This is a genomic window from Lysinibacillus sp. NPDC093190, from assembly GCF_050280425.1.
In the GTDB taxonomy this organism is placed as follows: domain Bacteria; phylum Bacillota; class Bacilli; order Bacillales_A; family Planococcaceae; genus Lysinibacillus.
Genome location: NZ_JBNNVG010000037.1, coordinates 18,018 through 40,884 on the forward strand (window position 1 = coordinate 18,018; position 22,867 = coordinate 40,884).

A 22,867-nucleotide genomic window follows, 5' to 3' on the forward strand; every position below is an offset into this window, starting at 1 on the left:
TAGAAAGAAAAGAGGCGATCCTAATGATCTATCCATTTAAAGGTAAAAAACCAAATATCGATCCATCTGTTTTTATTGCCGATTATGCAACCGTTACTGGTGACGTTACAATAGGTGCTGAAACAACAATTTGGTTTAACACAGTTATTCGAGGGGATGTATCACCAACAATTATCGGAAAACGAGTTAGTATTCAAGACCTCTGTTGCTTACATCAAAGCCCTAAATATCCGCTCATTATTGAAGATGAAGTAACAGTCGGACATCAAGTAACTTTACATAGCTGTACGATTCGTAAAAAAGCCTTAATAGGTATGGGCTCTATAGTATTAGACGGAGCGGAGATTGGAGAGGGTGCATTCATTGGGGCGGGTAGTCTTGTACCTCCTGGCAAAGTCATTCCTCCAAATAGCTTAGCATTAGGGCGTCCTGCAAAGGTTGTAAGAGAATTAAACGATGAAGATAAAGAAGATATGGAACGCATCATACGTGAATATGTAGAAAAAGGACAATACTATAAATCTCTTCAAACAGAAAATAAATAGCTATTTCAACAGCTCCACGTTTGCTTGAACAACCGAGCCATACATAATTATGATTAGGGAGCTTCTCTTTTTCGATAAAAACAGCGAAAGGGGCTATTAGAATGTTGAGCCCCTTTCTGTAATAGTATTTTAAAATGTTTTTCCAGCTACTTCATTACTTTAGCTGAATAGCTTATAAGCCTGCTTTTTCTTTTAATGCGTCAGCTTTGTCTGTTTGTTCCCAAGGTACATTTAAGTCTGTACGACCGAAGTGACCATATGCTGCAGTTTGCTTATAAATAGGGCGACGAAGGTTAAGCATTTTAATAATCCCTGCTGGGCGGAGATCAAATAGCTCGCGTACCCATTTTACAATTTCACTTTCCGTAACTTTTCCTGTCCCAAATGTATCAACAGCAATAGATACAGGTTGAGCAACACCAATCGCATAAGCTAGTTGTACTTCAGCACGTTCTGCTAAACCTGCTGCTACGATATTTTTTGCCACATAGCGTGCTGCATATGCCGCTGAACGGTCTACCTTAGTTGCGTCCTTACCAGAGAAAGCACCTCCACCATGACGTGCATAGCCACCGTATGTATCAACGATGATTTTACGTCCAGTTAGACCAGCATCCCCTTTTGGACCACCAATTACGAATCGGCCAGTTGGGTTGATGAAATATTTAGTATTTGCATCTAGTAATTCACTTGGAACAACTGGAGCAATAACGAATTCTTTTAAGTCTGCTTGAATTTGCTCAAGTGTAGCTTCTTCGTCATGCTGTGTTGAAATGACAATCGTATCCACGCGCACTGGTACATTGTTTTCATCATATTCAATCGTTACTTGCGTTTTTCCGTCTGGACGTAAATATGCTAGTTCACCAGATTTACGTACTTCCGTTAAACGACGAGCCAATTTATGCGCTAAACTGATTGGTAATGGCATAAGCTCTGGCGTTTCGTTACATGCATAACCGAACATTAAGCCTTGGTCACCTGCACCAATTGCTTCAATGTCAGCATCTGTCATAGAGCCTTCACGCGCCTCTAATGCTTGGTCAACACCTTGAGCAATATCAGGTGATTGCTCACCAATAGCAACAAGTACTGCTAGGTTTTCAGCATCAAAGCCATATTTTCCACGTGTATAACCGATTTCTGCTACAGTATCACGAACGATACCTTTAATATCTACATAAGTAGAAGTAGTAATTTCTCCTGCTACTAAAACTAAGCCTGTTGTTACTGTTGTTTCACACGCTACACGTGCGTTTGGATCTTCTGCTAAAATAGCATCTAAAATGGCATCCGAAATTTGATCACAAATTTTGTCTGGATGTCCTTCTGTTACACTCTCTGATGTAAACAGTCGACGTTTTGTCATTTGGTTTCCTCCTATTACTTTTACAAATAGTATTTGCGAATTAATACGGTACTCATTACCCATGTCAAGTCCGCCCCTAAGGAGTGAACTCTTAAGCCGTTGTTGCTGTCGTTTCACTTTCGCACAATAAAACAGCTGTTGCTCTTAACACGAGGGTTTCGAAAGATCCGTCATTTTAATAAGGAAAGGACTATATACTTACCTTTATATTTGTTTTTAACAATAAAAAAATCCTTTTCTCACGTTTACTTAACATGAGGAAAGGAATAATGACTTCATAACCTTTCACTCTTATCGTTCAAGGGGTTTCCCCTTGCATCAGGTTGGCACCAGCGCATGTCGTGAAATAGTTCATGCAGGTTGCCGGGTTTCACAGGGCCTGACCCTCCACCAGCTCGGGATAAGAGTATCCGTTCAATATCTCATAATACGTAAAAGGTCGAACGTTGTCAAATATTTTTAATGTATTCTTTTAAAGAAAGTATGGGATTTATAATTTGGATTATGCTGTAATTTGAAACAAAATAATCCCTATTCTCCACCTCACATCATGTGTTAACATATGTGTGACCCCTTTACAGCACATTTTGTAGCTACAAAACATGTGGTGGATGAATATGATTGTAGCCTCTTTTCAGTTGACAACAAGCTCCAACTGATAAAAAAACCAGCTAAGACTTCACATCCTGTGCGAACCTCATGTTAGCCAAGAGCTTCCAAACGCAATTTTGCTGTGTCGAAAGTGATTGTGTGATCACTTATTATAAATAGGGTAAAAAGCATTATCAAAACGAATCAATTTACTTTTTGTCGTTTTCTTGAAAAGTAATAAAATCTGAAAAATAATTTCTGAATTAGTATAGATTATTTAAGCAATTGTGTTATACTATTTTTGAAATTAAGAAAATCTCCCTCAAACTCTAGGGAATACTATAAAAAAGGATGGTATTTAATCGATGAATTCAGTAGAAATTGCAAACGAACTGAAGGAATTATTAAGCGGCGGTAACATTAATGTTCAACTTTCAGTACCACAATTAGCTGAAAAGGCTACTTCTCGTGGTGAAGCTATGTTAACAGTAGATGGTGCAGTTCGTGCAGAAACTGGCAAATACACTGGTCGTTCACCTAAAGATAAATATACGGTAGAAGAAGATAGCACAAAAGATAAAATTGACTGGGGCAAAGTTAACCGACCAATTTCTTCTGAAGTGTTCGATAACTTATATGTAAAAGTAGTAAAATATTTAAAAGAACGTGACGAATTATTCGTATTCAAAGGCTTTGCTGGTGCTGACAAAGATTCGCAATTAAGCATCCAAGTAATCAATGAATATGCTTGGCACAATCTTTTCGCTCATCAATTATTTATCCGTCCAACTGCAGAAGAATTATCTTCTCATGTTGCTGACTTCACGGTTATCTCAGCTCCTAACTTTAAAGCAGACCCTGCTGTTGATGGCACAGCCTCTGAAACTTTCATCATTGTATCACTTGAAAAGAAAATTATCCTAATCGGTGGTACTGAATACGCTGGTGAAATCAAAAAATCTATTTTCGGTATTATGAACTACTTATTACCACAACAAGGCATCCTTTCAATGCACTGCTCAGCAAACGTTGGTGAAGCTGGTGATGTTGCATTATTCTTCGGTTTATCTGGCACTGGTAAAACTACTTTATCAGCTGATCCTGACCGTAAGCTTATCGGTGACGATGAACACGGTTGGTCTGATAATGGTGTATTCAACATTGAGGGCGGTTGCTATGCAAAAACAATTAACCTTTCTGCTGAAAAAGAACCAGAAATCTACAACGCAATCCGCTTCGGTTCTGTTCTAGAAAACGTAGCTGTTGATCCAGAAACTCGAGTTTGTAACTATGATGATGGTTCATTAACAGAAAATACACGTGTAGCTTATCCAATTCAATACATTGAAAATATTGTTGATCCATCTGTTGCAGGTCACCCAAAAACAATCATCTTCTTAACAGCTGATGCATTTGGTGTATTACCTCCAATCAGTAAATTAACAAAAGAGCAAGCAATGTACCACTTCCTAAGCGGTTTCACATCTAAACTTGCTGGTACAGAGCGTGGTGTAACAGAGCCAGAACCAGTATTCTCAACTTGCTTCGGTTCTCCATTCCTTCCACTTCCAGCAACAGTTTATGCTGAAATGTTAGGTCAAAAAATTGACGAGCACGGTGCACAAGTATTCTTAGTGAACACTGGTTGGACTGGTGGCGAATATGGTACTGGTAGCCGTATGAAGCTTTCTTACACTCGTGCAATGGTACGTGCTGCAATTGATGGCAAATTAGCTAATGTTGAAACAATTCAAGATTCAGTATTCGGTTTAAACATTCCAACTTCTATTGAAGGTGTACCAACAGAAGTGCTTAATCCTCGTGATGCATGGGCAGACAAAGCTGCTTATGATGCTAAAGCTGCTGAACTTGCTGGTTTATTCAACAAAAACTTCGAGAAATTCTCAAATGTTTCTGAAGCTATCACTAAACTTGGTGGTCCATTAAAATAATTTACTATGCAAAGGGAACGATTTAAAAGTCGTTCCCTTTTTTGTATTGAAAAACTTTAATTTCAATAACATTAAGGTGTCCTATTAAATAAAGTAAGGCTCTTCTGCACAACGAGGGGTTGATTTCCGTTCCGACTGGGCGCTTTGTCGCTGACGCTTCGCTTTCGCACAGACAAAACCCACCAAAGATTTACTTAACTATTTTGTTTTTCAACCCTATAAAAAGGAACGATTAGGGTCGTTCCTTTTTTTATATTCCCCTACTTTAGAGAATTCTACTTTTCATATTGTTAACTTTGTGTATAATTCATAATAGTAGTTTTAGGGGGAAATATATGAAAAGAAAGTATAAAGTGATTATTACCATTGTCAGTATTCTATTAGTATTGTTTGTTGGAGCTGGATTTTTTGCAGGGAATTATTTTTATAATCTCGCCTTAAATCCTAATACAGATAAGTCAGCCGTGCTTGATGCGCCGATCAATTCAATTGTTGTTAGCCCTGAAGAGGCTAAAGAAAAAGAAGAGCGTGAAGAGTGGTTTAAAGAGAATTATGAGGACTCTTTTATACAGTCTTTTGATGATTTGAAATTACATGCCTATACGCTGAAAAATAAAAACGAAACAAATAAATGGGCAATTGTTTTCCATGGCTATTCATCTGATGGCTCCCAAATGTCAAAGTACGCTAAGCATTTTTATGATACAGGCTATAATGTTCTCGTACCTGATGCAAGGGCTCATGGAAAAAGTGAGGGTGACTATATTGGTATGGGTTGGCATGATCGACTTGATGTGGTCTCTTGGATTAATAATGTTACCAATTCTGATAAAAACGCTGAAATTATTTTGTATGGTATTTCCATGGGAGGTGCTACAGTGATGATGGCCTCAGGAGAGGATCTACCGAACAATGTTAAGGCTATTATTGAGGATTGCGGTTATTCCTCAGTTTGGGGTGAATTCTCCTACCAATTGCAAGAGATCTTTCATTTACCGGCCTTTCCTATTATGAACTTTTCTTCAATTGTTACGAAATTAAGAGCTGACTATACGCTTGGTGAAGCTAATACTGTCGAGCAAGTAGCCCAATCGAAAACGCCGATGCTATTCATTCATGGAAGCAATGATACATTTGTTCCATCTGATATGCTAAATGAAGTATATGAAGCTGCCAATGTACCGAAGGAGAAATTTATTGTTGAAGGTGCTGGACATGGCGGTGCAGAAAGCATTGCTGGAGACGCTTATTGGGAAACTATTAATAACTTTTTAGCAAAATATATAGATTAAATGTCTTTTTTTCTACCGTTCAGGAGCCTGCCATAAAGCACCTGAACGGTTTTAGATTTACCCGAGTAGTTTTATACTTGCCCAAAGCAGTTTTTCACTTGGCCCGAGCGATTCTTCGGTCTACCTGAACGTTTTTTCGAACAAAAAACTCCTTTTTGAAAAAGAGTTAATCAAAATGGAGTAAACTCTCTAAATGAAATTTGTAGCAATTCCCCTACAATTTTTAGAAATAAATGCTTTGGAAACCTTGAAGTATTTGTGAATCAATTTTATCTGCTTTTGTCCTTTGAATAATAAAATCTAATCCTTTTTTGTGTTATCTGGCAAATTTAGGCAATGCTTCAAGAGCATCTGTTAAAGGTTGGTTGAAGTTGTCCCAATGTATTGGAATAATAAATTTCGGTTGTACTTTCCGCACAGTTTGCTCATAATACATGTTTTAAAATCTTGATCTTGAGCACCTAATACTCCTATTCCTAAAAATAAAACATCAGCATGAATGTCATCTAATGCCCCTTCTATATAGTTAGCACTTGGTTTAACAAAGAGTGTTTTATTGTTATGCGTAATGAAGAATCTTCATGATAATCTAGGGCTTTTGCTGGTTGTTTAAGTGGCTCTTTTATTTCTTCTCCTTCGTCAAAGGTTGGTGAATGTTTTGATTGAAGGACAGTGACAGTAAAATTACCAAACTGCATAGCCTTATTTACTTCGTATACAGACATCTGTTTCATATTTATACCATTACCAAGTCCTATATTAATTGCTGATTCTGAACCGTATACATGCGTCCCAGTTTGTTTAGCGATATAAGCTAAATCTAACGCATGATCATAATGTGTATGAGCGATAAACAATCCCCGAAGCTTATTATTATCAATTCCTATTTTCTTAAAGGCTTTATTTACAGCATCTGCATCAATTTTTACAGTACTGAAAGGCAACATTTTTAATAAGGGCGACCTAGAAATAAAACCATCAATCATTAATTGTGTGTTGCCATCATCAAATAAAAAAGATGATGTTCCTAAAAACGTGACCTTTATCTGACCTTGATTTAATGCTTTTTGCTTTGTTTTCGGAGCGTAATATTCCTTGTATTGTTGAATATCTGCTGAAGGTGTTAAAAACTTATAATAAACAAAAGTGGAAGCAATTATCATCAATACTAATCCTACAATAATAATCTTGCGTCTTTTACTTATTATGTATTTCAAACAATACTCTCCTCTCAAAACATAATATATTATTGACGTTTCATCCACTCGCAAAGTGCATGTACTGTTTCTCTATTTTTGACCGGTGGATACTGGTGAGCATAGCGAAGATCATACCATGTTTCATATCTTTTATTAGCATCCTTTAAATAAAATTCTAACTGTCTTGCATGTTCAATATCTACATTTTCATCACGATAGCCATGAATAATAAGCACTGGAGCTGTAATGTGCTCTATCTCAAATAGAGGTGTTCGAGCATCATAAGCCTCTGGTACACGATTAGGTGTCCCTCCGATAACACGCTTCATCATCCGGCGCATATCTGTACGCTCCCAATATGTAGCTGTTGCATCAGATACTCCTGCCCATGTCACAACGGATGTAATATCTCTACGTAAGATTGCGGTCCAAAGTGCCATAATACCACCACGTGAAAAACCAAAGACATGAATATTATCATTACAGAACTGTTTTAGCACGTCTACTGCGTATACAGCATCATAACGATCAGCTCCTGCAAACTCATCTCGACCTTCTCCACCTCGATTACCGCGGTAATATGGAGCAAAAACAATAAAGCCTTGAGCTGCAAACTGTGCGACACGCGAAGGTCTAACCATGCCAATGCTTTGCATGCCTCCCCGCAAATATAAAAAGCCATCATATGTACCTTCTGCCTTAGGCTCCGCTAGTAATCCTTTCACACGTATACCCTGTGACATATACGTGATTTCCGTTAAACGAATAGCTGGATTAGGCGAAGGATATGGACGTTTTCCAACGATCTTACCATTAGTCATAATGCTTCAACTCCTTCAGCATTTTCTGCATACCTTCATCCTTCATATGAAAGCTTAAATTAGGATGATGAGCAAATTCTTCATCCGTTAGCCAAGTCATCCCTGAAGTTTCTAAATCAAAATCAATGTCCTCCTGCCCCACAAACTGTGCAGTAAAGACCGTTTTACAAAATAAGATATCATCATAAACGGCGTATTCTGCAAACCATCTAAGGTTTTTTACATGAACACCAGTCTCCTCGAATACTTCCCTAATTGCTGCCTGCTCCAATGTTTCCCCTGGTTCTTGCTTACCACCTGGAACCTCGACACCACGGCGTTTATGAATTGTACATAACCACTTATTTTCATGCTTTAATAAAACAAGTACATGCTTAGGCTCAATAGCCAATTCGCCTTTATTAAAACTTAAATCCACTTGTAAACCATTTAAATCTGTAAATGTAAACATGCTCCTCAACTCCTTTTTTCGTTCTTCAGCGTCACGATTATGATCTTTTATTTCACTATAGTGTAATCATGTAGCTACAATCAACAAATTAAATCACTAATATTCAACTTCCATTAATCGGTGCAATAGAGAGTTTTTTAACGGGAAGTAATACCACATCTAATACTATATTTATTCGATTGCAAACAGCAAAAGCGCAAAAAATTGGAATTTCTTCACTGCTAGCTGCTAGTGCTCAAAATGTGAGCTCCTCTCTTATGACAATGGTTAATCCCTCAAGAGTTGCTCTTAGCTGTTCAGTTTGCCAATTAGTGAATTGGCAAATAAAAAAGGATCACCGAAGTTTCAGTGATCCTACTTTTAGACACGTTTGTTGAAGTAAGGAAGCTGTTCTACAAATGCCTTCGTATCCGCATCTCCATACTCATGAACAAGTGCATAGATTTTTTTTAATCGTAAATCAATTTCATCATTTTCTCTATCAAGATGATACTGTATATATGGCAATTGCGCACGCCATGCATTCGCAATTTCCAACATCTGCATTTGCTGAAAAATCTTTTCAAATACATCTAATGCTTGGCGATCTATGTTGAGTTCAAAGTTCCACTGTCCTGCATATGGATTTGTATAATACGTTCTATTGGCAAGTGAAAAATATACACGCTGACGATCCATCTCTACAAAACACTCCTTTTACCATAGTATGGTGGTAAAAGGACTGTTTTATTCGCTGGAATGTCAAACTTCCTTCACAACTAAGTAATATTATCTAATTTATAATAGGAAGTATGAATAAGGAACGGAGTGAATGCCATGAGTTTAATCACACTCTTAGTTGTAGCAGCAATCATCGTTATTTTAGTAACGGTCGCGACTATTTTAAGTGTCAATCGTGCGTATGCTTTTAAACATACAGTTGATGAAAAACCACAGCAAAGCTTTCATCAAGATGATGACTAGTTCAATTTCTACATTTTTTCAAGAGATTCTTTTATAATATTATTAATAAATAGAATTTGGAGTGAACGCAATGGGAGTACCATTACCAATAATCATTATGATCGCAATGATGATGCTTATGTTTGGCGTTTCTGTCATTGTCTTATTGAAGAAAAAAGGCAATTTCTTTACACAAACTATTGATGCTAAGCCTAAGCAAATTAACGCTCAACAAAAGGATAAACAAATATGAAATATCCCTTTATATGGCTCATTAAGTTTTACAGAAAATTTATATCACCCATGACGCCGCCATCTTGTCGCTTCCATCCTACTTGCTCCTCCTATGGACTTGAAGCTTTTCAAAAACACGGTGCCATTAAAGGATTCTATTTAACGATTAAACGTATATCAAAATGCCATCCATTCCATCCAGGTGGCTTTGATCCAGTACCTGAAAAATGGCCTTCGAAAAAGAATTAATTTTCGAGGGTCATTTTTTCTTGTACTTTTTTCTGATGTGCGTTATTATAGGAACTGTTCTAAAAAAATAAATCGTAATGATTACTATTTGAAAGAGGTATGCTATAAGATGAAAAAAGTATTTTTGTTATTTTTAGTTGCAGTCCTTGCCCTATTTACTGCTGCCTGTGGGAATAAGTCAACAACATCCAAACAGTCAGAGACAAAGGATAAATTAACAATTTACACAACTGTTTATCCATTAAGTTATTTTGCACAACGAATTGGTGGCGATTTTGTAGAGGTTTCTTCTATTTATCCTACTGGTGCCAATGAGCACACATTTGAGCCAACACAAAAGGATATGATGAAATTAGCAGATGCTAATATATTTTTCTATATCGGCTTAGGTCTCGAAGGCTTTGTTGAAAATGCTAAAAAAACTCTAGCTAATGAAGATGTAACAATGGTGGCTACTGCAGATCAGGTTTCAGATGAAAAATTAGCTGTGAGCACAGGTCATACACATGATGATGAAGAGGAAGCACATCATGATCATGAAGACGGACATGATGACCATGAAGACGGACATGATGATCATGATCACGGTAATGTAGATCCACATGTTTGGCTATCTCCAATTATCAGTCAAGACTTAGCACTTTCCATTAAAAACACACTAGTTGAAAAAATGCCAGAGCAAGAAGCTACATTTACAGCTAACTACGAGGCACTAGTAAAAGAACTACAAGATTTAGACAGCGAATATAAAGCAATGGCTGATAAAGCGCAAGAGAAGACGTTCTTCGTATCACATGCAGCATTTGGCTATATCGCAGGACAATACGGCTTAAAGCAAGTTCCAATAGCCGGTTTAAACTCACAAAATGAGCCTTCTCAAAAAGAACTTACGGCGATTGTTGATAAAGCAAATGATTTGCATATTCACTACATTTTATTCGAGCAAAATGTCTCTTCTAAATTAGCCGAGGTTATCCAAAAAGAGGTTGGAGCAGACTCTCTTGTCTTGCACAATTTAAGCGTTTTAACAGCAGATGATGTGAAGAATAATGAAACATACTTCACCCTTATGAAGAGAAATATTAAAACTTTAAATACTGCAATCAATTAGGCCTCGGCATAATTGTGTCGGGAATCGGCTTTGTGCAAGCACAAAGCCGATTCCGTGACATCCGCCGGAGGCTTTAACTTCTTTCAGCGGGTGTTTGGACACCCGCTGAAAGAAGTTAAACGTTCACAAATAAATGAGTAAGGAGGTGCCCCGAACATAGTATGGGGCACCTCCTTTATTATGACGTACTTTTCTTGTGGCATTCGTTTTTCCGCTCTATAAATACTAATTAGCCCTTTTTTCTTATGGATAGCAATTTGTATTTTCTTTCGATTATCCTTTACTTGGGCTATATTACTTTCTAAAATAATGGGTTCCCATTCATTTAAATGAACCTGAACAGGATTATCGCTTTTATGACCTTTTAAAAGCAGTCTAGACTGTTCTATTATTTGTTTAACTATTTGTTTATTTTTACTTAAAACGGACAGCCCTTCATCAAAGGTAAAATGACTATCCATTATTGGTTTTGTAAGAACTTCAACCTTACTCGTTTTTTGTAAATCAATATAGGCTTCGCTTGTAGCGGCTGGGAAACTCGTATAGTCCCAAGAGTGATCCTGTGCTAATTGGCGATCAGAAACTAAAAAATAATTATAAAGTACCTCACCCTTACGATCAGGCAATGGATCATCCCACGTAACATCGATATGATACCATGCATTATCAAGCTTCACTAAGACCCAGGCGTGTAGCTGTTCCCCTACTTTTCCTGGTACATATTGTACCTCAAAGCCTAGCATCTCTAGCATTCGATAAAGCACTAAAGCATATGCCTGACAAACTCCCTTGTTTTCCGTAAGCAATGTGTAGGGAGAATATTGACTTCCTTTCGTTTCCTTTGAATATTCAGCAGATAGAACGATAAAATCATGTGCAGCCTGTATTTTCTGCAATTCACTTAATCCATGCATAGGTGCAATAATATTCGCCAAAGTTTGTTCTACAAATGCCTCCTCTTCCTGTGAAATATGATAGGTAAACTTAAATGTAATGACAATATTATTGGCATAACCATCATATTTCCATTTAAAACTAGAAATATTGGCGTAAATATATGGATCCTGAATAGCATGTTTAATTAGCTCAGATAGTTCATCTTTTATTTCGGATGTATTACCAGTATAACGAATGTCAAATTCAGTAGATAATTGCATGACTTGTTTTTGAATTAGATGTTGTAGTGTTTCTATTGAATTGGCAGTTGCAATATTCTTTTGTTCATAGTTTGCGAATACTTGCACATGACTCATTTGTAGAACAAATAATATAATGACAACATTATATATATATTTTCTCATATGAGCCATTCTCCTTTACTAACTAGTTTATGTCTGTCATTTCTTATTATGTTAATGAATGATTAATTTAATCCTAAGAGTTTACTAAAAATGACTATTAAAACGAATAAAAGAAGCCTCTATTCTGGAACATTAAAGATAAGTAATGGTACAAGATAATCGATTACTATCAGTGGAGCAGTACGTAGCAGAAAATCAAAAACGATGGAAAGCCAATCAATTTGAAGAGTTTCAATAAGGCTACGGGTATTTAACAAAGATGATAATCAAGGTGTGCAATGTTGATTCGTGCCCGTTCAAATGACAAGCATATGGTGGTCATTCTTATACCAAAGGAGGTTTATGATGGAACTAAAAGAAAAAATAGCTTAGAGTTTGCAAAAAGCTATTCTGGCTAACCGTAAAGCATTGGAGCGTTTAGTTGACATGGTCAGCTTGAAAAATCAGAGGATAACAAACAATATCATAAAAAAACAGATAAATAATGATTGAGCCTTACTTTGTAATTGTTTTTCAACAACACGAAAAGAAGCCATCTTATCAATGAAGGCTTCTTTTTGTTATTAGTCCATTAATTTTCTACGAAGTAGCTTGTTGGCACCGTTTCGAGGGAGCTCGTCCGTAACAATAATTTCTTTTGGTATTTTATATTTAGCAAGCTTCTTTTGACAAAATGTTTGTATTTGCTCTACCTGTACTTCTTCTTTTAATACAACAAAGGCGATTGGTACCTGCCCCCACGCATCATCATCAATGCCACATACTCCCGCTTCCTTAACAGCAGGATGTGTAAGTAGCACATTTTCGATTTCAGCAGGATAAATATTTTCGCCACCTGAAATAATTAAATCCGCCCGACGATCAATGACAAATAAATAACCTTCTTCATCTATATAACCAATATCTCCAGTATGGAGCCAGCCATCAATCGTTGCGCCATTTTGGGCAAAACGACCAATGTACCCTGGTGTAACATGTGGGCCACGTATGCAAATTTCCCCTTCACCATTGTCATTAGGTTCAGCAATGCGAATTTGATTAAAAAATAGTGGTTTTCCCGCAGAACCAATTTTTTGCATCGCATCTTCATTTGTTAATGTTGCCGTTTGTGACGAAGTTTCAGTCATACCATACGTTTGAGCTACAGCTAAATTTAATGCATGAGCTCTCTTTAAATAATCTACTGGCACAGGTCCACCACCCGCTAACATCATTTTAAATTTTGGTGAAGCTTTCGCGTTTTTCTGTTCAAGGGTATGTAGAATTCTTTCCAATGTGACAGCAACTACTGACATATGTGTAACCTCGCCATCCATTATATTTTGGGAAATGGCTGCTGCATCAAACTGATCATATAAATGCACCTTATTACCGTACAATAGTGAGCGCACTAAAATAGAAAAGCCACTAATATGAAACAGCGGTACAGCACATAACCAAGTATCATCCGCATGCAAACCTATATTTAAAACGGAGGCCGTTGCACTTGCCTGGTGATTTCCAACTGTTTGACAAACGCCCTTTGGAAAACCAGTAGTACCAGATGTATACATAATCGATGTTGTTTGGTTTAAAGACCATTCTTTCGTAATATCAATAGCCACTTCTGTACTTTTTTCTATAGTAGAAAATAAAAAATAAGATGTATGTGATGGTAATTTTTCTATATCCTCATCCGCAATTAATACCGCCAAAGCTCCTGAATCCTCTAGCTGATAGGTAATTTCATCCTGTGTTAGCCTACGATTTAGCATGACCATTTCACATTGTAAATGCATACACGCATACATCATAATGACAAGGGAAGGCTTACTCGGCCCCATTATTGCAATACGGTCCCCTTGCTTAATATCCAGTGCTGTAAGCTGACGAGCACGTTTTAACGATAAATCATTTAATTCTTGAAATGTCCAAGTCTGCCCATTATATGTTAAACCGTTTCGTAAAGGTGTTAAATACGCTCGCTGTAAAATCCAATTTAGATACATCTCGTTATTCCTCCAATCAGCCTTAATCTTACCGCTTCATCGCATCATCCGTCTATTTGTTAGTTTGACGAGATATGTCCATGAGGTAATCTGTTCTTTTGAAAAGTCTATTTGGTGCTCTGACATGGTTTTCTGCCGCTAAAGCATGCTGTTCCACCGCTAAGCCGTAACTTTCCGTCGCTTTAGCAAGTCTATCCGTCTTGCCCCTTTAGATATACAAAAAGCTCGTATCTCATTAAGATACGAGCCGTTCAACGCTTCAGATAATCAAGGGAATCTTGGGAATTGACCGAAATCTGGTTGACGTTTTTCTTTAAATGCGTCACGACCTTCTTTAGCTTCATCTGTTGTGTAGTAAAGAAGAGTAGCGTCGCCAGCCATTTGTTGAAGACCTGCTAAACCGTCTGTATCTGCATTCATTGCTGCTTTTAAGAAGCGTAGAGCAGTTGGAGACATTTGTAGCATTTCTTCACACCATTGTACAGTTTCATCTTCTAATTGCTCATAAGGAACAACTGTGTTAACTAATCCCATATCAAGTGCTTGCTGTGCATCATATTGACGGCAAAGGAACCAAATTTCACGCGCCTTTTTATGACCGATAATACGTGCAAGATAGCCTGAGCCATACCCAGCATCGAATGAACCAACTTTTGGTCCAGTTTGTCCAAAGCGAGCGTTGTCAGCAGCAATTGTTAAGTCACAGACAACGTGTAATACATGTCCTCCACCGATTGCATAACCTGCAACCATCGCTACTACAGGTTTTGGAATAACACGGATTAAACGTTGTAAATCAAGAACGTTTAGACGTGGGATCTCATCTTCACCAACGTAGCCGCCATGACCGCGTACTTTTTGGTCTCCACCTGAACAGAAGGCATGCTCACCTTCACCAGTTAAAATGATAGCTCCAACATTTTTATCATCACGTGCACGTGAAAAAGCATCGATCATTTCCATTACCGTTTTTGGTCGGAATGCGTTGCGCACTTCTGGACGGTTAATCGTAATTTTTGCGATACCGTTATAGAACTCATACTTAATGTCTTCATAAGTATGTAAGCTTGTCCATTGACGTGTCATTGAATTGCCTCCTAATAATTAAATTCGTCTCGTTCAAAATCGAGGCGATAACGTAAAAATTTTATTACGTTAAATACTCCTCTACTATTGTAGCAAACTCAGCGGGATTTTCCACATGAATTGCATGTCCTGCGTCATTTACTGTCATATGCTTGGCATTTTTTAATAACGCTTTCATTTCTAGTGCGATTTTACAAAATTTCTCATCAAATGAGCCTGTAATTAAAAGAACAGGAAATTCAAGCTTCTCCAACGACATCCAATTCGATGGCTGACTGCCTGTACCAATCCCTCGTAAGCTACCTGCCAAGCCTTCCTCCTTCTGAGAAAGTCGCTCTAACCGAATCGCTTCTTGTACACTGTGCGGTAAACGCTTTTGAGATTCAAACAAAGGAATGTTCTCCCATGCATTAACAAATGATAACAAACCGTTACTAATTATTTTTTCAGCTAAAGCGTTATCCCTTACACGACGTTCAGAACGTTCCTTTGAAGTTCGTAAACCTGGCGAAGCACTTTCTAAGATCAGCTTTTCAATTCGTTCAGGGTAGGAGATTGCATACGATAATGCAACTCTTCCTCCCATTGAATAGCCTAACAGCGTAAATTTCTTGAGCTGTAGCTGGCCAAAAACTTCCTCTAAATCTTGGATTTGCTCTTGCATAGAGAAACGACTACTTTGCTGAGGTATAGCTGTTTGACCATGCCCAATTAAATCAATGGCAATAACTCGTACACTAGGTAGAGCTTTCGTTAAATTTCGCCATGTAGCCGTACTACCTGTAAAACCATGCAATGCAACAAGCGTTTGCTCCGCTTCTTCATTCCAGATTTCCACGTATGTTTCAAGCCCTCGAATCATTAGCTTTGCCATGCTTTTAATCCCGCATTAATGCGATTCCACAGTGCCCGATGCGCATACACATTTTCTTCTCGATTGGTGAAAATTTCGATTAAGCGCAGTGGTCGTTTCTTCATAGTAGTGAACTTTACTGATAGCTCTGAAATATCGTCTACGCGTATATAGTCCATTCCGTACATGTTGGCAATATCATAGAATTCTAGGGCAGTTGGCGTGCCAAATAAATCTTCATAATGTGCTTCAACAGTAGATTGTGGTAAATAAGAGAAAATACCGCCGCCATCATTATTCATAACGATCATTGTCATATTGCAATCCTGGTATCTTGAAGCAATTAGACCGTTGACATCATGTAAAAAGGCCAAATCGCCAATAAGCAAGTAGGTTTCGCGATTATTTCCTTGACTAAAGCCCATTGCGGTTGATACGACGCCATCAATACCATTCGTACCACGATTCGCAACAATACGAATATCCTTCGGTGTCGCCATTAAAAACGTATCAATATCACGCACTGGCATACTGCTACTAACAAAAATATCACTGCCATTAGGAATCATTTTAAGTAATCGACTTACCATTGCTCCCTCATCAATCGCACCATCAACATAATGTTCAATATACTCAAGTGCAATATCATTAGCATCCTGCCACTCAGCTAAATACTCAGTTTCTAGGGCTGTTTCAGAGATTTCTAATTGCGTGAGCCACTCACCAATACTTGCATGAACAAAATGAGTAGACACACTAGTAGAATCACGGAACATCGGATCTTCATCGACAACAATATAAGCATTTGGCTGAGATTTAGTAATAAATTGCATGATAAATTTAGAAACTGGCTGTGCTCCTAAACGTAGTACCGTATCTGGTTCAACTAATGCTTTAAAATCTTCACTTTTCATAATTGCATCGTACGTCGTGATCATATAAGGTAGACAATCCTCAGGGACAGAAGACCGCATATTGGATAAACTCTCGACAATGACCGGCCATTTTAATTGGCGAATAAACTTCCATATAATAGTTAAATCCGTGCCGAGCGGTAGCTCACCAATAATAACAAAACCTCTTTTAGTTGCACTTAAAATCTTCGATAGCTCTTGTTGAGTTGCCATTGAAGGTACTAACTGACCCATACTACTGAGCTTAAATGTCGCTTCTGGAAGTTCCTCTCGAAAATCAATCAACAAAGGTTCCCTGAACGGCACATTAATATGTACCGGTCCAAATGGTGCGCTCATTGCCACCGCTACTGCACGTGCAATATGTCGCTCAATAAACGGCAATGTTGGTGCGGCACCATCTGCCAACGGGAAATCCACGCTCCATTTTACTTGCGTACCATATAAATTCGGCTGATTGATAGCCTGTGGCGCACCCACCCCTCGCAATTCATGTGGACGATCAGCTGTGATGACGATTAACGGTACACGGGCATAGCTTGCCTCAACAATAGCAGGAAAATAGTTTGCCGCAGCTGTTCCAGATGTACATAAAAGAACAACAGGTTTTGCTGTAGCCTTTGCAATTCCTAGCGCAAAAAAGGCAGCTGATCGTTCATCAACCTGACGATACATATGGAGCTGTTTCGTTGAAGCAAATGCATAAGCTAAAGGTGTCGAACGTGAGCCAGGGCTGACAACAACGTCTTCAACACCAGCTTGCACTAATGATGCTACCATTTTATAAACATAGTCTGTTAAAATTTTCCGTTCACTCATGTAATTGTCCTCCTAGCGCACGAAGCATTGGACGGAATTTCACTAATGTTTCCTCATATTCAGATTGTGGCTCTGAATCTGCTACAATACCGCCACCAGCATATAAATAAGCTTTATCCTTAAGTAAAGCAGCCGAACGAATGGCCACTGCAAATTCCCCATTGCCGTCAGCATCTACCCAACCAATTGGAGCAGCGTAAAGTCCACGATTCATAGGCTCATACTTACGTATAGCTGCCATTGCCTCTTTCCTTGGCACACCACCTAAAGCTGGCGTTGGATGCAAAGATTTTGTCAGTTGTAATATTGTTGCCTCATTATTTAACTGACCTTCAACAGGTGTATATAAATGTTGTATATCTCTAATCTTTAGTAAGCGAGGGCCATCCGGTATTTTCATCTCTACACAATTTTTACGGAATGTTTCCGCAATCATATCGACAACATATTGATGCTCGCCACCATTTTTCGAATCATTTAATAAGCTTTGTCCATAGGCTTCATCTTCCTCTGCGGTCTTACCACGTTTAATAGATCCTGCAACACAAGATGAAAAGGCTCGGCCCTCTTCTACTTTTACAAGACGTTCAGGGGACGCACCAAAGAACAATAATTCTTGGCGTTCTAAACCAAATAAATAGCTCTCTGGCTGCTCATGAATAATTTGTGAGAGTACCTGTGGTGAAGAAATTTGTTCTTTAAATTGCAATGCTAGTGAGCGTGCAATAACAACTTTATCTGCCTTCTTCTGCTTAATCAATGCTGTTACTTGGTCAATCGAAGCTAAATACGGCTCCTTATATGGCTCAAAATAACTTGTGATTTCAGGCTTTAAATACGTTTTCACTTCTTTTACTTGAGCAGCATGAATTAAATGATCTCGCTCTTTACGTAGCGCTTCAAATTGAGACGCTGCTTGCTCATTTTTTGAAATAAGATGAATACTTACAAACGCTTTGTCATCACGTATGACAAGCTGATAGGTTGCAAGCGCAAAATAAGCCTCTGGAAAGTCTGTCCACTCCCCAGCTACATTATTTTGTGGATCGAATGTAAATCCGCCAAACAAAATTGGCTGTAGCTCGCTATGTCCCTTCATACAGTTTTTCGTTAAACTTTTCCATTCTGCTTCTACTGCATCGAAGCGATCATTTTTGGCGTTATTTTGAATCGTATAGGCATGTCCAAGCCCTACTAATGTCATTGTTTTTTCTCTATTTTGCCAATAAAATCGTTCACCTTTATAATGCTCCTCGCCCGCTGCATAAAATGCGAGCGCCGATAAGCGACTAACTTCAATTGTTTCCATATAAAAATGAAGGCTTTGGCCCAAAGAGTCCACTTCTACCTCTGTGGCTTGGTACCACTTCTGTTGCATGAAAATTACCTCCGTTGTTGCAATGTACATAATGAATGACGCACGGTATATTTTGTACTCGTTCTACACTTTCAGTCATAAATATCAACCGCTTTAGCTTTTCATTAACATAAATTGACCAAAGCTTTTCATCATAAAGTGAGCGTTTGTACTGTTACCACATCATTTTTCTTTTGTTAAAATAGCCGTCATTTTTTATTTACTAGCCTATTCTTCGTACTGTTGCTATTATCTTAATTATTGTTTTCAGTTCATAAATGCATGTTCTATTGTATCATTTTTTTTAATTGAACTGTATGTAATAAGCTGTGAACCTACCCATTTTCTCATTCTTCGTATAAAATAAGAATAGTCTACAACATTTGAAGGAGAGAAAGACCTTATGACCAAAGTCATTGAAGCTGATAGGGGTTTTAAAGTTTGGTGGCATTTAACACGTCCACATACTTTAACCGCTTCATTCGTTCCAGTATTTTTAGGAACAGCGATTGCCTTATCAATTGAAAAACAAACAATTGATTTCGGACTATTTTTTGCTATGCTCATTGCAAGTATGCTTATACAAGCGGCAACAAATATGTTCAATGAATATTACGATTACAAATTAGGATTAGACAATGAAAATTCTGTCGGTATCGGCGGTACGATTGTGCGTCACGGTGTTCAACCAAAAACAATTATGATGATTGCCTTAAGCTTTTATGCAATCGCTATGCTGCTTGGCATTTACATATGTGCCTCTACCTCTTGGTGGCTTGCTGCTGTCGGGCTTGTTTGTATGCTTGTTGGTTTTTTATATACTGGAGGACCTTACCCAATAGCCTATTCACCATTCGGAGAACTTGTATCTGGTGCTGTTATGGGAATGGGTATTGTCTTAATCGCCTTTTATATTCAAACACTTACAGTAACATTTGATGCTGTTTTACTTTCAGTTCCAAGTATGATTTTAGTTGGGGCTATCATGCTGTCCAACAATATCCGTGATATCGTTGGCGATACAGAGGGTGGTCGAAGAACGCTTGCTATTTTAGTAGGTCGAGACAATGCCATTTCTGTGCTATCTGGCTTTTTTATCGTTTCGTACTTATGGGTAATCGCTCTTGTAGCAATTGATGGTATTACTTTTTGGGCTCTAATCATTTTCTTAAGCGTTCCAAAACCACTTCGTGCGATTCAAATTTTCCGCGATAAAAAAGAAGCGAAAGAAGTTATGCCTGCGATGAAATTTACAGCGCAAACAAATACATTCTTCGGCTTCCTCTTAGGAATCGGTTTATTAATTCAATATTTCTTTTATTAAGATACATCATTAAAGATGCAGCAGCCTTAACGGGCTACTGCATTTTTTACATAACATTGAAAATTTTTACTCGCAATACCACGAACTTCTTCGATTGAAAAATGTTCACGTAATGCCTCTAACAAATTTTGTGCCTCTCCTGCGTGTGCTAAACCTTTTACAGTAGCATCTATTCCATCGAAATCTGAACCTAGTCCAAGGTGCTCTACTCCTACTATATTCGCCAGATGCTTCACATGCGCTACTAAATCATCCATCGTAGCATTGTCATGGATAAAAGGCGGGTAGTAAACGACATGAATATGCCCTCCATGCTTGACTAGTGCTTTTGCCTGAGCGTCGGTTAAATTTCTTGGATGATCACAAATTGCACGTGCATTACTATGGCTCGCAATGATATGTTTCGCTAGTGGCAAGACATCCCAGAAACTCTGTTCATTTAAATGTGAAACATCGATAATAATATCTCTCTCATTTAGCAAGTTTATAACCTCTTTACCAAATGGTTTTAAACCAAGGCTTGCATCCTGTTCAGCACCGTGAGCCACAGCATTTTCTTCATTCCACGTCAGGCCAACAAGCTTTACACCTGCATCTAAAATTGCTGAAAGCTTTGCTAAATCTTCACCGATTGGACCACAGCCCTCTAAGCTTAAAATTGCACCAATTTCATGCGGAGCTAAAGTATCTAATTGCGACCAATCCGTAATATGCACCATGCCCTCAGTTTGTAATACATGTGTATGGAAGGCTTCAATTTGCCGCACTGCCTCTAAAAATTGCATACTTTGCGGAATTTTAGGATTAATAAAAATAGCAAATACTTGTGCCTTAACTCGCCCTAATTGTAATCTCTGATGATTGGCTTGCAAACGTACATCATCTTCAAATTTTGCCGCTTCTAAAGTTGTTAATTTCAATAGAGCATCGCAGTGTAAATCAATTATGTCCATATTCTCACCCCATACAGCTATTATACTGCCTGTGAGCGAAAATGCTTACTAACTTTTATCTTGAGGTGTATCAGAAGAGCCAAATTCCTCAAGTTCTATGAAATCATCCGATCTTGGCGTAGAAGACAACACATCTTCCTCTACTGGCCTTAAATTATCCTCTTTGTGCTCTGCATGCTCAACACATGTCAATGCTTTTGGCATAGCTTCTAAGCGACCAATAGGAATCTCTTCACTACATACAGCGCATTTACCATACGTACCGTCCTCCATCGCTTGTAGTGCAGCCTTTATTTCCTCGGCATCGTCACCTCGATGCTCATCAATCGCCATTTCCGTTAGCTGATCCGTTAAATCACTCGCATTGTCAGCTGGATGATTATCATAATTAGATAGCTCTGTCGCTTGTGGACGCTCTGATTCCTCAAGTTGTTGTTCTATTTCCTGTAGTTCCTGCTCTAATTGCTTTTTTAACTTTTCCATTACTTGTGGGTTCAAAAAATCTCCTCCTCATGCCTTCATTTTTTCCTAAATTAATATTTCTAAAACATGAAAGCGTGAGGAGGAATCACTTATTTTATATAATTAATGATGGCATCATGTAAAAATTGTGCCGCTCCTTTAGAAACACGTTCATCGTAATAAGCTAAGAAGCGATCATCCGCTATATACATCTGGGCTATACCTGCATGTGCCTCCTTAGAATATTGTGACCATGAAAAGCTTAGCCAACGCTTATGAAGCTCCGCTACCTCCATTGCCACATCATTATTGGTATCGCCGATTCCCATCGCTTCCTTTAAACGATCAAATAATTGCTGTTCTAGCTGCTGCATAGCCTCATACTGTTCCTCTGTCATATTCATTAGCTTCGCATTTGATGCTTCAACCGTTTTAGCACCATATTTTGCACGAATTTCTTGACCATATTGCTTTTCATTTTCCTCGATTAGCTTCTCTTTAAATCCATTAAATTTCTCTGCATTTGTCATTGGTTGTTCCTCCTCAATAGATTGAATGGTTTTTTCCACTGTTTGTAATATTTTCTCCAGCTGCTCCTTGCGTGTCAGTAAAGCAGCACGATGGGTTTTGAGTGCCTCTGTATGTTGGAAATCAGGCGCTTGAATAATTTCCTTAATTGTTGCTAGCTTCATATCTAATGCTCTGTAAAATAAAATTTGCTGGAGCATATCAACTTCAAACTGTCCATAAAATCGATAGCCCGCCTCATTGGTTCTTGCAGGCTTCAGTAATCCAATTTCATCGTAATAACGCAGTGTTCTTGTGCTAACCCCGGATAATTGAGCAAGCTCTTGAATTGTATATTCCACATTTTTCACCTCCACTAATGCTACTGTAAATGTTTACGCAACGTTAAGGTCAAGAAAAAAATTAAGAAAAATTGGCTCATCCATAACGTTGGATTGATTTCCTTACCGACTAGGCTCGTCCTATGAGCCGACTCAGTAAATGAAAAAAGCAAACTAGAACATTTTTTATCACTAGTTTGCTATTT

22 protein-coding genes, 1 pseudogene and 1 riboswitch are annotated in these 22,867 nt (G+C 38.1%); of the genes and pseudogenes, 9 read left to right on the top strand and 14 right to left on the bottom strand.

Annotated features, from left to right (window positions below):
- Window positions 1–23: 23 nt before the first annotated feature.
- Window positions 24–545, top strand: coding sequence for a gamma carbonic anhydrase family protein (locus tag ACQKOF_RS21760; RefSeq protein WP_427561661.1), 522 nt, complete (start codon window positions 24–26; stop codon window positions 543–545).
- Between the two features lie 172 nt (window positions 546–717).
- On the opposite strand, the gene metK is transcribed toward ACQKOF_RS21760, so the two are convergent.
- A complete protein-coding gene (metK, locus tag ACQKOF_RS21765) occupies window positions 718–1,914 on the bottom strand; it encodes a methionine adenosyltransferase (protein ID WP_370045038.1) in 1,197 nt (398 codons plus the stop codon).
- Window positions 1,915–2,202: 288 nt separating this feature from the next.
- Window positions 2,203–2,321, bottom strand: a riboswitch (SAM riboswitch).
- A 549-nt stretch (window positions 2,322–2,870) separates the two neighbouring features.
- Here metK and pckA point away from each other — a divergent pair.
- Both pckA and ACQKOF_RS21775 read left to right on the top strand, forming a co-directional pair.
- The gene (pckA, locus tag ACQKOF_RS21770) at window positions 2,871–4,457 is read left to right on the top strand and encodes a phosphoenolpyruvate carboxykinase (ATP) (RefSeq protein WP_427561665.1); all 1,587 of its coding nucleotides are present in this window, start codon (window positions 2,871–2,873) and stop codon (window positions 4,455–4,457) included.
- Between the two features lie 335 nt (window positions 4,458–4,792).
- A complete protein-coding gene (locus ACQKOF_RS21775; protein WP_427561668.1) occupies window positions 4,793–5,749 on the top strand; it encodes an alpha/beta hydrolase in 957 nt (318 codons plus the stop codon).
- A gap of 223 nt (window positions 5,750–5,972) precedes the next feature.
- Here ACQKOF_RS21775 and ACQKOF_RS21780 read toward each other — a convergent pair.
- From ACQKOF_RS21780 to ACQKOF_RS21790, 3 genes and pseudogenes are all read right to left on the bottom strand, one after another.
- Window positions 5,973–6,912 (bottom strand): annotated as a pseudogene (locus ACQKOF_RS21780) (MBL fold metallo-hydrolase).
- Between the two features lie 83 nt (window positions 6,913–6,995).
- Complete coding sequence (locus tag ACQKOF_RS21785) at window positions 6,996–7,772, bottom strand: alpha/beta hydrolase family protein (protein WP_427561715.1); 777 nt, start codon at window positions 7,770–7,772, stop codon at window positions 6,996–6,998.
- Window positions 7,762–8,220, bottom strand: coding sequence for an NUDIX domain-containing protein (locus tag ACQKOF_RS21790; RefSeq protein WP_427561670.1), 459 nt, complete (start codon window positions 8,218–8,220; stop codon window positions 7,762–7,764). Before ACQKOF_RS21790 ends, ACQKOF_RS21785 begins: the two co-directional genes overlap by 11 nt.
- Before the next feature lie 116 nt (window positions 8,221–8,336).
- Between ACQKOF_RS21790 and ACQKOF_RS21795 the strand changes: the two genes are divergently transcribed.
- Window positions 8,337–8,597, top strand: a complete 261-nt coding sequence (locus ACQKOF_RS21795) for an L-lactate permease (protein ID WP_427561718.1) — start codon at window positions 8,337–8,339, stop codon at window positions 8,595–8,597.
- Here the strand turns inward: ACQKOF_RS21795 and ACQKOF_RS21800 are convergent.
- Window positions 8,581–8,898, bottom strand: a complete 318-nt coding sequence (locus ACQKOF_RS21800; RefSeq protein WP_132364602.1) for a transposase — start codon at window positions 8,896–8,898, stop codon at window positions 8,581–8,583. The two genes, ACQKOF_RS21795 and ACQKOF_RS21800, sit on opposite strands and share 17 nt — an antisense overlap.
- Window positions 8,899–9,036: 138 nt before the next feature.
- On the opposite strand from ACQKOF_RS21800, the gene ytzI reads away from it, so the two are divergent.
- From ytzI to ACQKOF_RS21820, 4 genes are all read left to right on the top strand, one after another.
- On the top strand, window positions 9,037–9,183 hold the full coding sequence (gene ytzI, locus ACQKOF_RS21805) for a YtzI protein (RefSeq protein WP_427561673.1): 147 nt from the start codon (window positions 9,037–9,039) through the stop codon (window positions 9,181–9,183).
- A gap of 70 nt (window positions 9,184–9,253) precedes the next feature.
- Window positions 9,254–9,415, top strand: a complete 162-nt coding sequence (locus ACQKOF_RS21810) for a hypothetical protein (RefSeq protein WP_370045009.1) — start codon at window positions 9,254–9,256, stop codon at window positions 9,413–9,415.
- Window positions 9,412–9,645 carry a membrane protein insertion efficiency factor YidD gene (yidD, locus tag ACQKOF_RS21815; RefSeq protein WP_082172819.1) on the top strand — a complete coding sequence of 78 codons (234 nt, stop codon included), beginning with the start codon at window positions 9,412–9,414 and terminating at the stop codon, window positions 9,643–9,645. Before ACQKOF_RS21810 ends, yidD begins: the two co-directional genes overlap by 4 nt.
- A 109-nt stretch (window positions 9,646–9,754) precedes the next feature.
- Window positions 9,755–10,756: a metal ABC transporter solute-binding protein, Zn/Mn family gene (locus ACQKOF_RS21820; RefSeq protein ID WP_427561676.1), complete on the top strand. Its 1,002-nt coding sequence runs from the start codon at window positions 9,755–9,757 to the stop codon at window positions 10,754–10,756.
- Between the two features lie 83 nt (window positions 10,757–10,839).
- Here the strand turns inward: ACQKOF_RS21820 and ACQKOF_RS21825 are convergent, their stop codons facing one another.
- The 6 genes from ACQKOF_RS21825 to ACQKOF_RS21850 all read right to left on the bottom strand — a co-directional run bounded on the left by ACQKOF_RS21825 (window position 10,840) and on the right by ACQKOF_RS21850 (window position 19,095).
- On the bottom strand, window positions 10,840–12,057 hold the full coding sequence (locus tag ACQKOF_RS21825; RefSeq protein WP_427561679.1) for a transglutaminase domain-containing protein: 1,218 nt from the start codon (window positions 12,055–12,057) through the stop codon (window positions 10,840–10,842).
- A gap of 563 nt (window positions 12,058–12,620) precedes the next feature.
- Window positions 12,621–14,045, bottom strand: a complete 1,425-nt coding sequence (locus ACQKOF_RS21830; RefSeq protein ID WP_427561682.1) for an o-succinylbenzoate--CoA ligase — start codon at window positions 14,043–14,045, stop codon at window positions 12,621–12,623.
- Between the two features lie 267 nt (window positions 14,046–14,312).
- Window positions 14,313–15,131, bottom strand: coding sequence for a 1,4-dihydroxy-2-naphthoyl-CoA synthase (menB, locus tag ACQKOF_RS21835; RefSeq protein ID WP_049667407.1), 819 nt, complete (start codon window positions 15,129–15,131; stop codon window positions 14,313–14,315).
- A 64-nt stretch (window positions 15,132–15,195) separates the two neighbouring features.
- Window positions 15,196–16,005 carry a 2-succinyl-6-hydroxy-2,4-cyclohexadiene-1-carboxylate synthase gene (gene menH, locus ACQKOF_RS21840; RefSeq protein WP_427561685.1) on the bottom strand — a complete coding sequence of 270 codons (810 nt, stop codon included), beginning with the start codon at window positions 16,003–16,005 and terminating at the stop codon, window positions 15,196–15,198.
- Complete coding sequence (gene menD / locus ACQKOF_RS21845) at window positions 15,993–17,717, bottom strand: 2-succinyl-5-enolpyruvyl-6-hydroxy-3-cyclohexene-1-carboxylic-acid synthase (protein ID WP_427561688.1); 1,725 nt, start codon at window positions 17,715–17,717, stop codon at window positions 15,993–15,995. Before menD ends, menH begins: the two co-directional genes overlap by 13 nt.
- Complete coding sequence (locus tag ACQKOF_RS21850) at window positions 17,710–19,095, bottom strand: isochorismate synthase (RefSeq protein WP_427561691.1); 1,386 nt, start codon at window positions 19,093–19,095, stop codon at window positions 17,710–17,712. The genes menD and ACQKOF_RS21850 overlap by 8 nt, the downstream gene beginning before the upstream one ends.
- Window positions 19,096–19,477: 382 nt before the next feature.
- On the opposite strand from ACQKOF_RS21850, the gene ACQKOF_RS21855 reads away from it, so the two are divergent.
- Entirely contained in the window at window positions 19,478–20,398 is a 921-nt protein-coding gene (locus ACQKOF_RS21855) for a 1,4-dihydroxy-2-naphthoate polyprenyltransferase (RefSeq protein WP_427561694.1), read from the top strand.
- Between the two features lie 26 nt (window positions 20,399–20,424).
- Here the strand turns inward: ACQKOF_RS21855 and ACQKOF_RS21860 are convergent, their stop codons facing one another.
- The 3 genes from ACQKOF_RS21860 to ACQKOF_RS21870 form a co-directional block, all read right to left on the bottom strand.
- A complete protein-coding gene (locus ACQKOF_RS21860) occupies window positions 20,425–21,351 on the bottom strand; it encodes a dipeptidase (protein ID WP_427561697.1) in 927 nt (308 codons plus the stop codon).
- A gap of 48 nt (window positions 21,352–21,399) precedes the next feature.
- Entirely contained in the window at window positions 21,400–21,849 is a 450-nt protein-coding gene (locus ACQKOF_RS21865) for a TraR/DksA C4-type zinc finger protein (protein ID WP_427561700.1), read from the bottom strand.
- A gap of 74 nt (window positions 21,850–21,923) precedes the next feature.
- Window positions 21,924–22,682: a MerR family transcriptional regulator gene (locus ACQKOF_RS21870; RefSeq protein WP_427561703.1), complete on the bottom strand. Its 759-nt coding sequence runs from the start codon at window positions 22,680–22,682 to the stop codon at window positions 21,924–21,926.
- Window positions 22,683–22,867 lie beyond the last annotated feature (185 nt).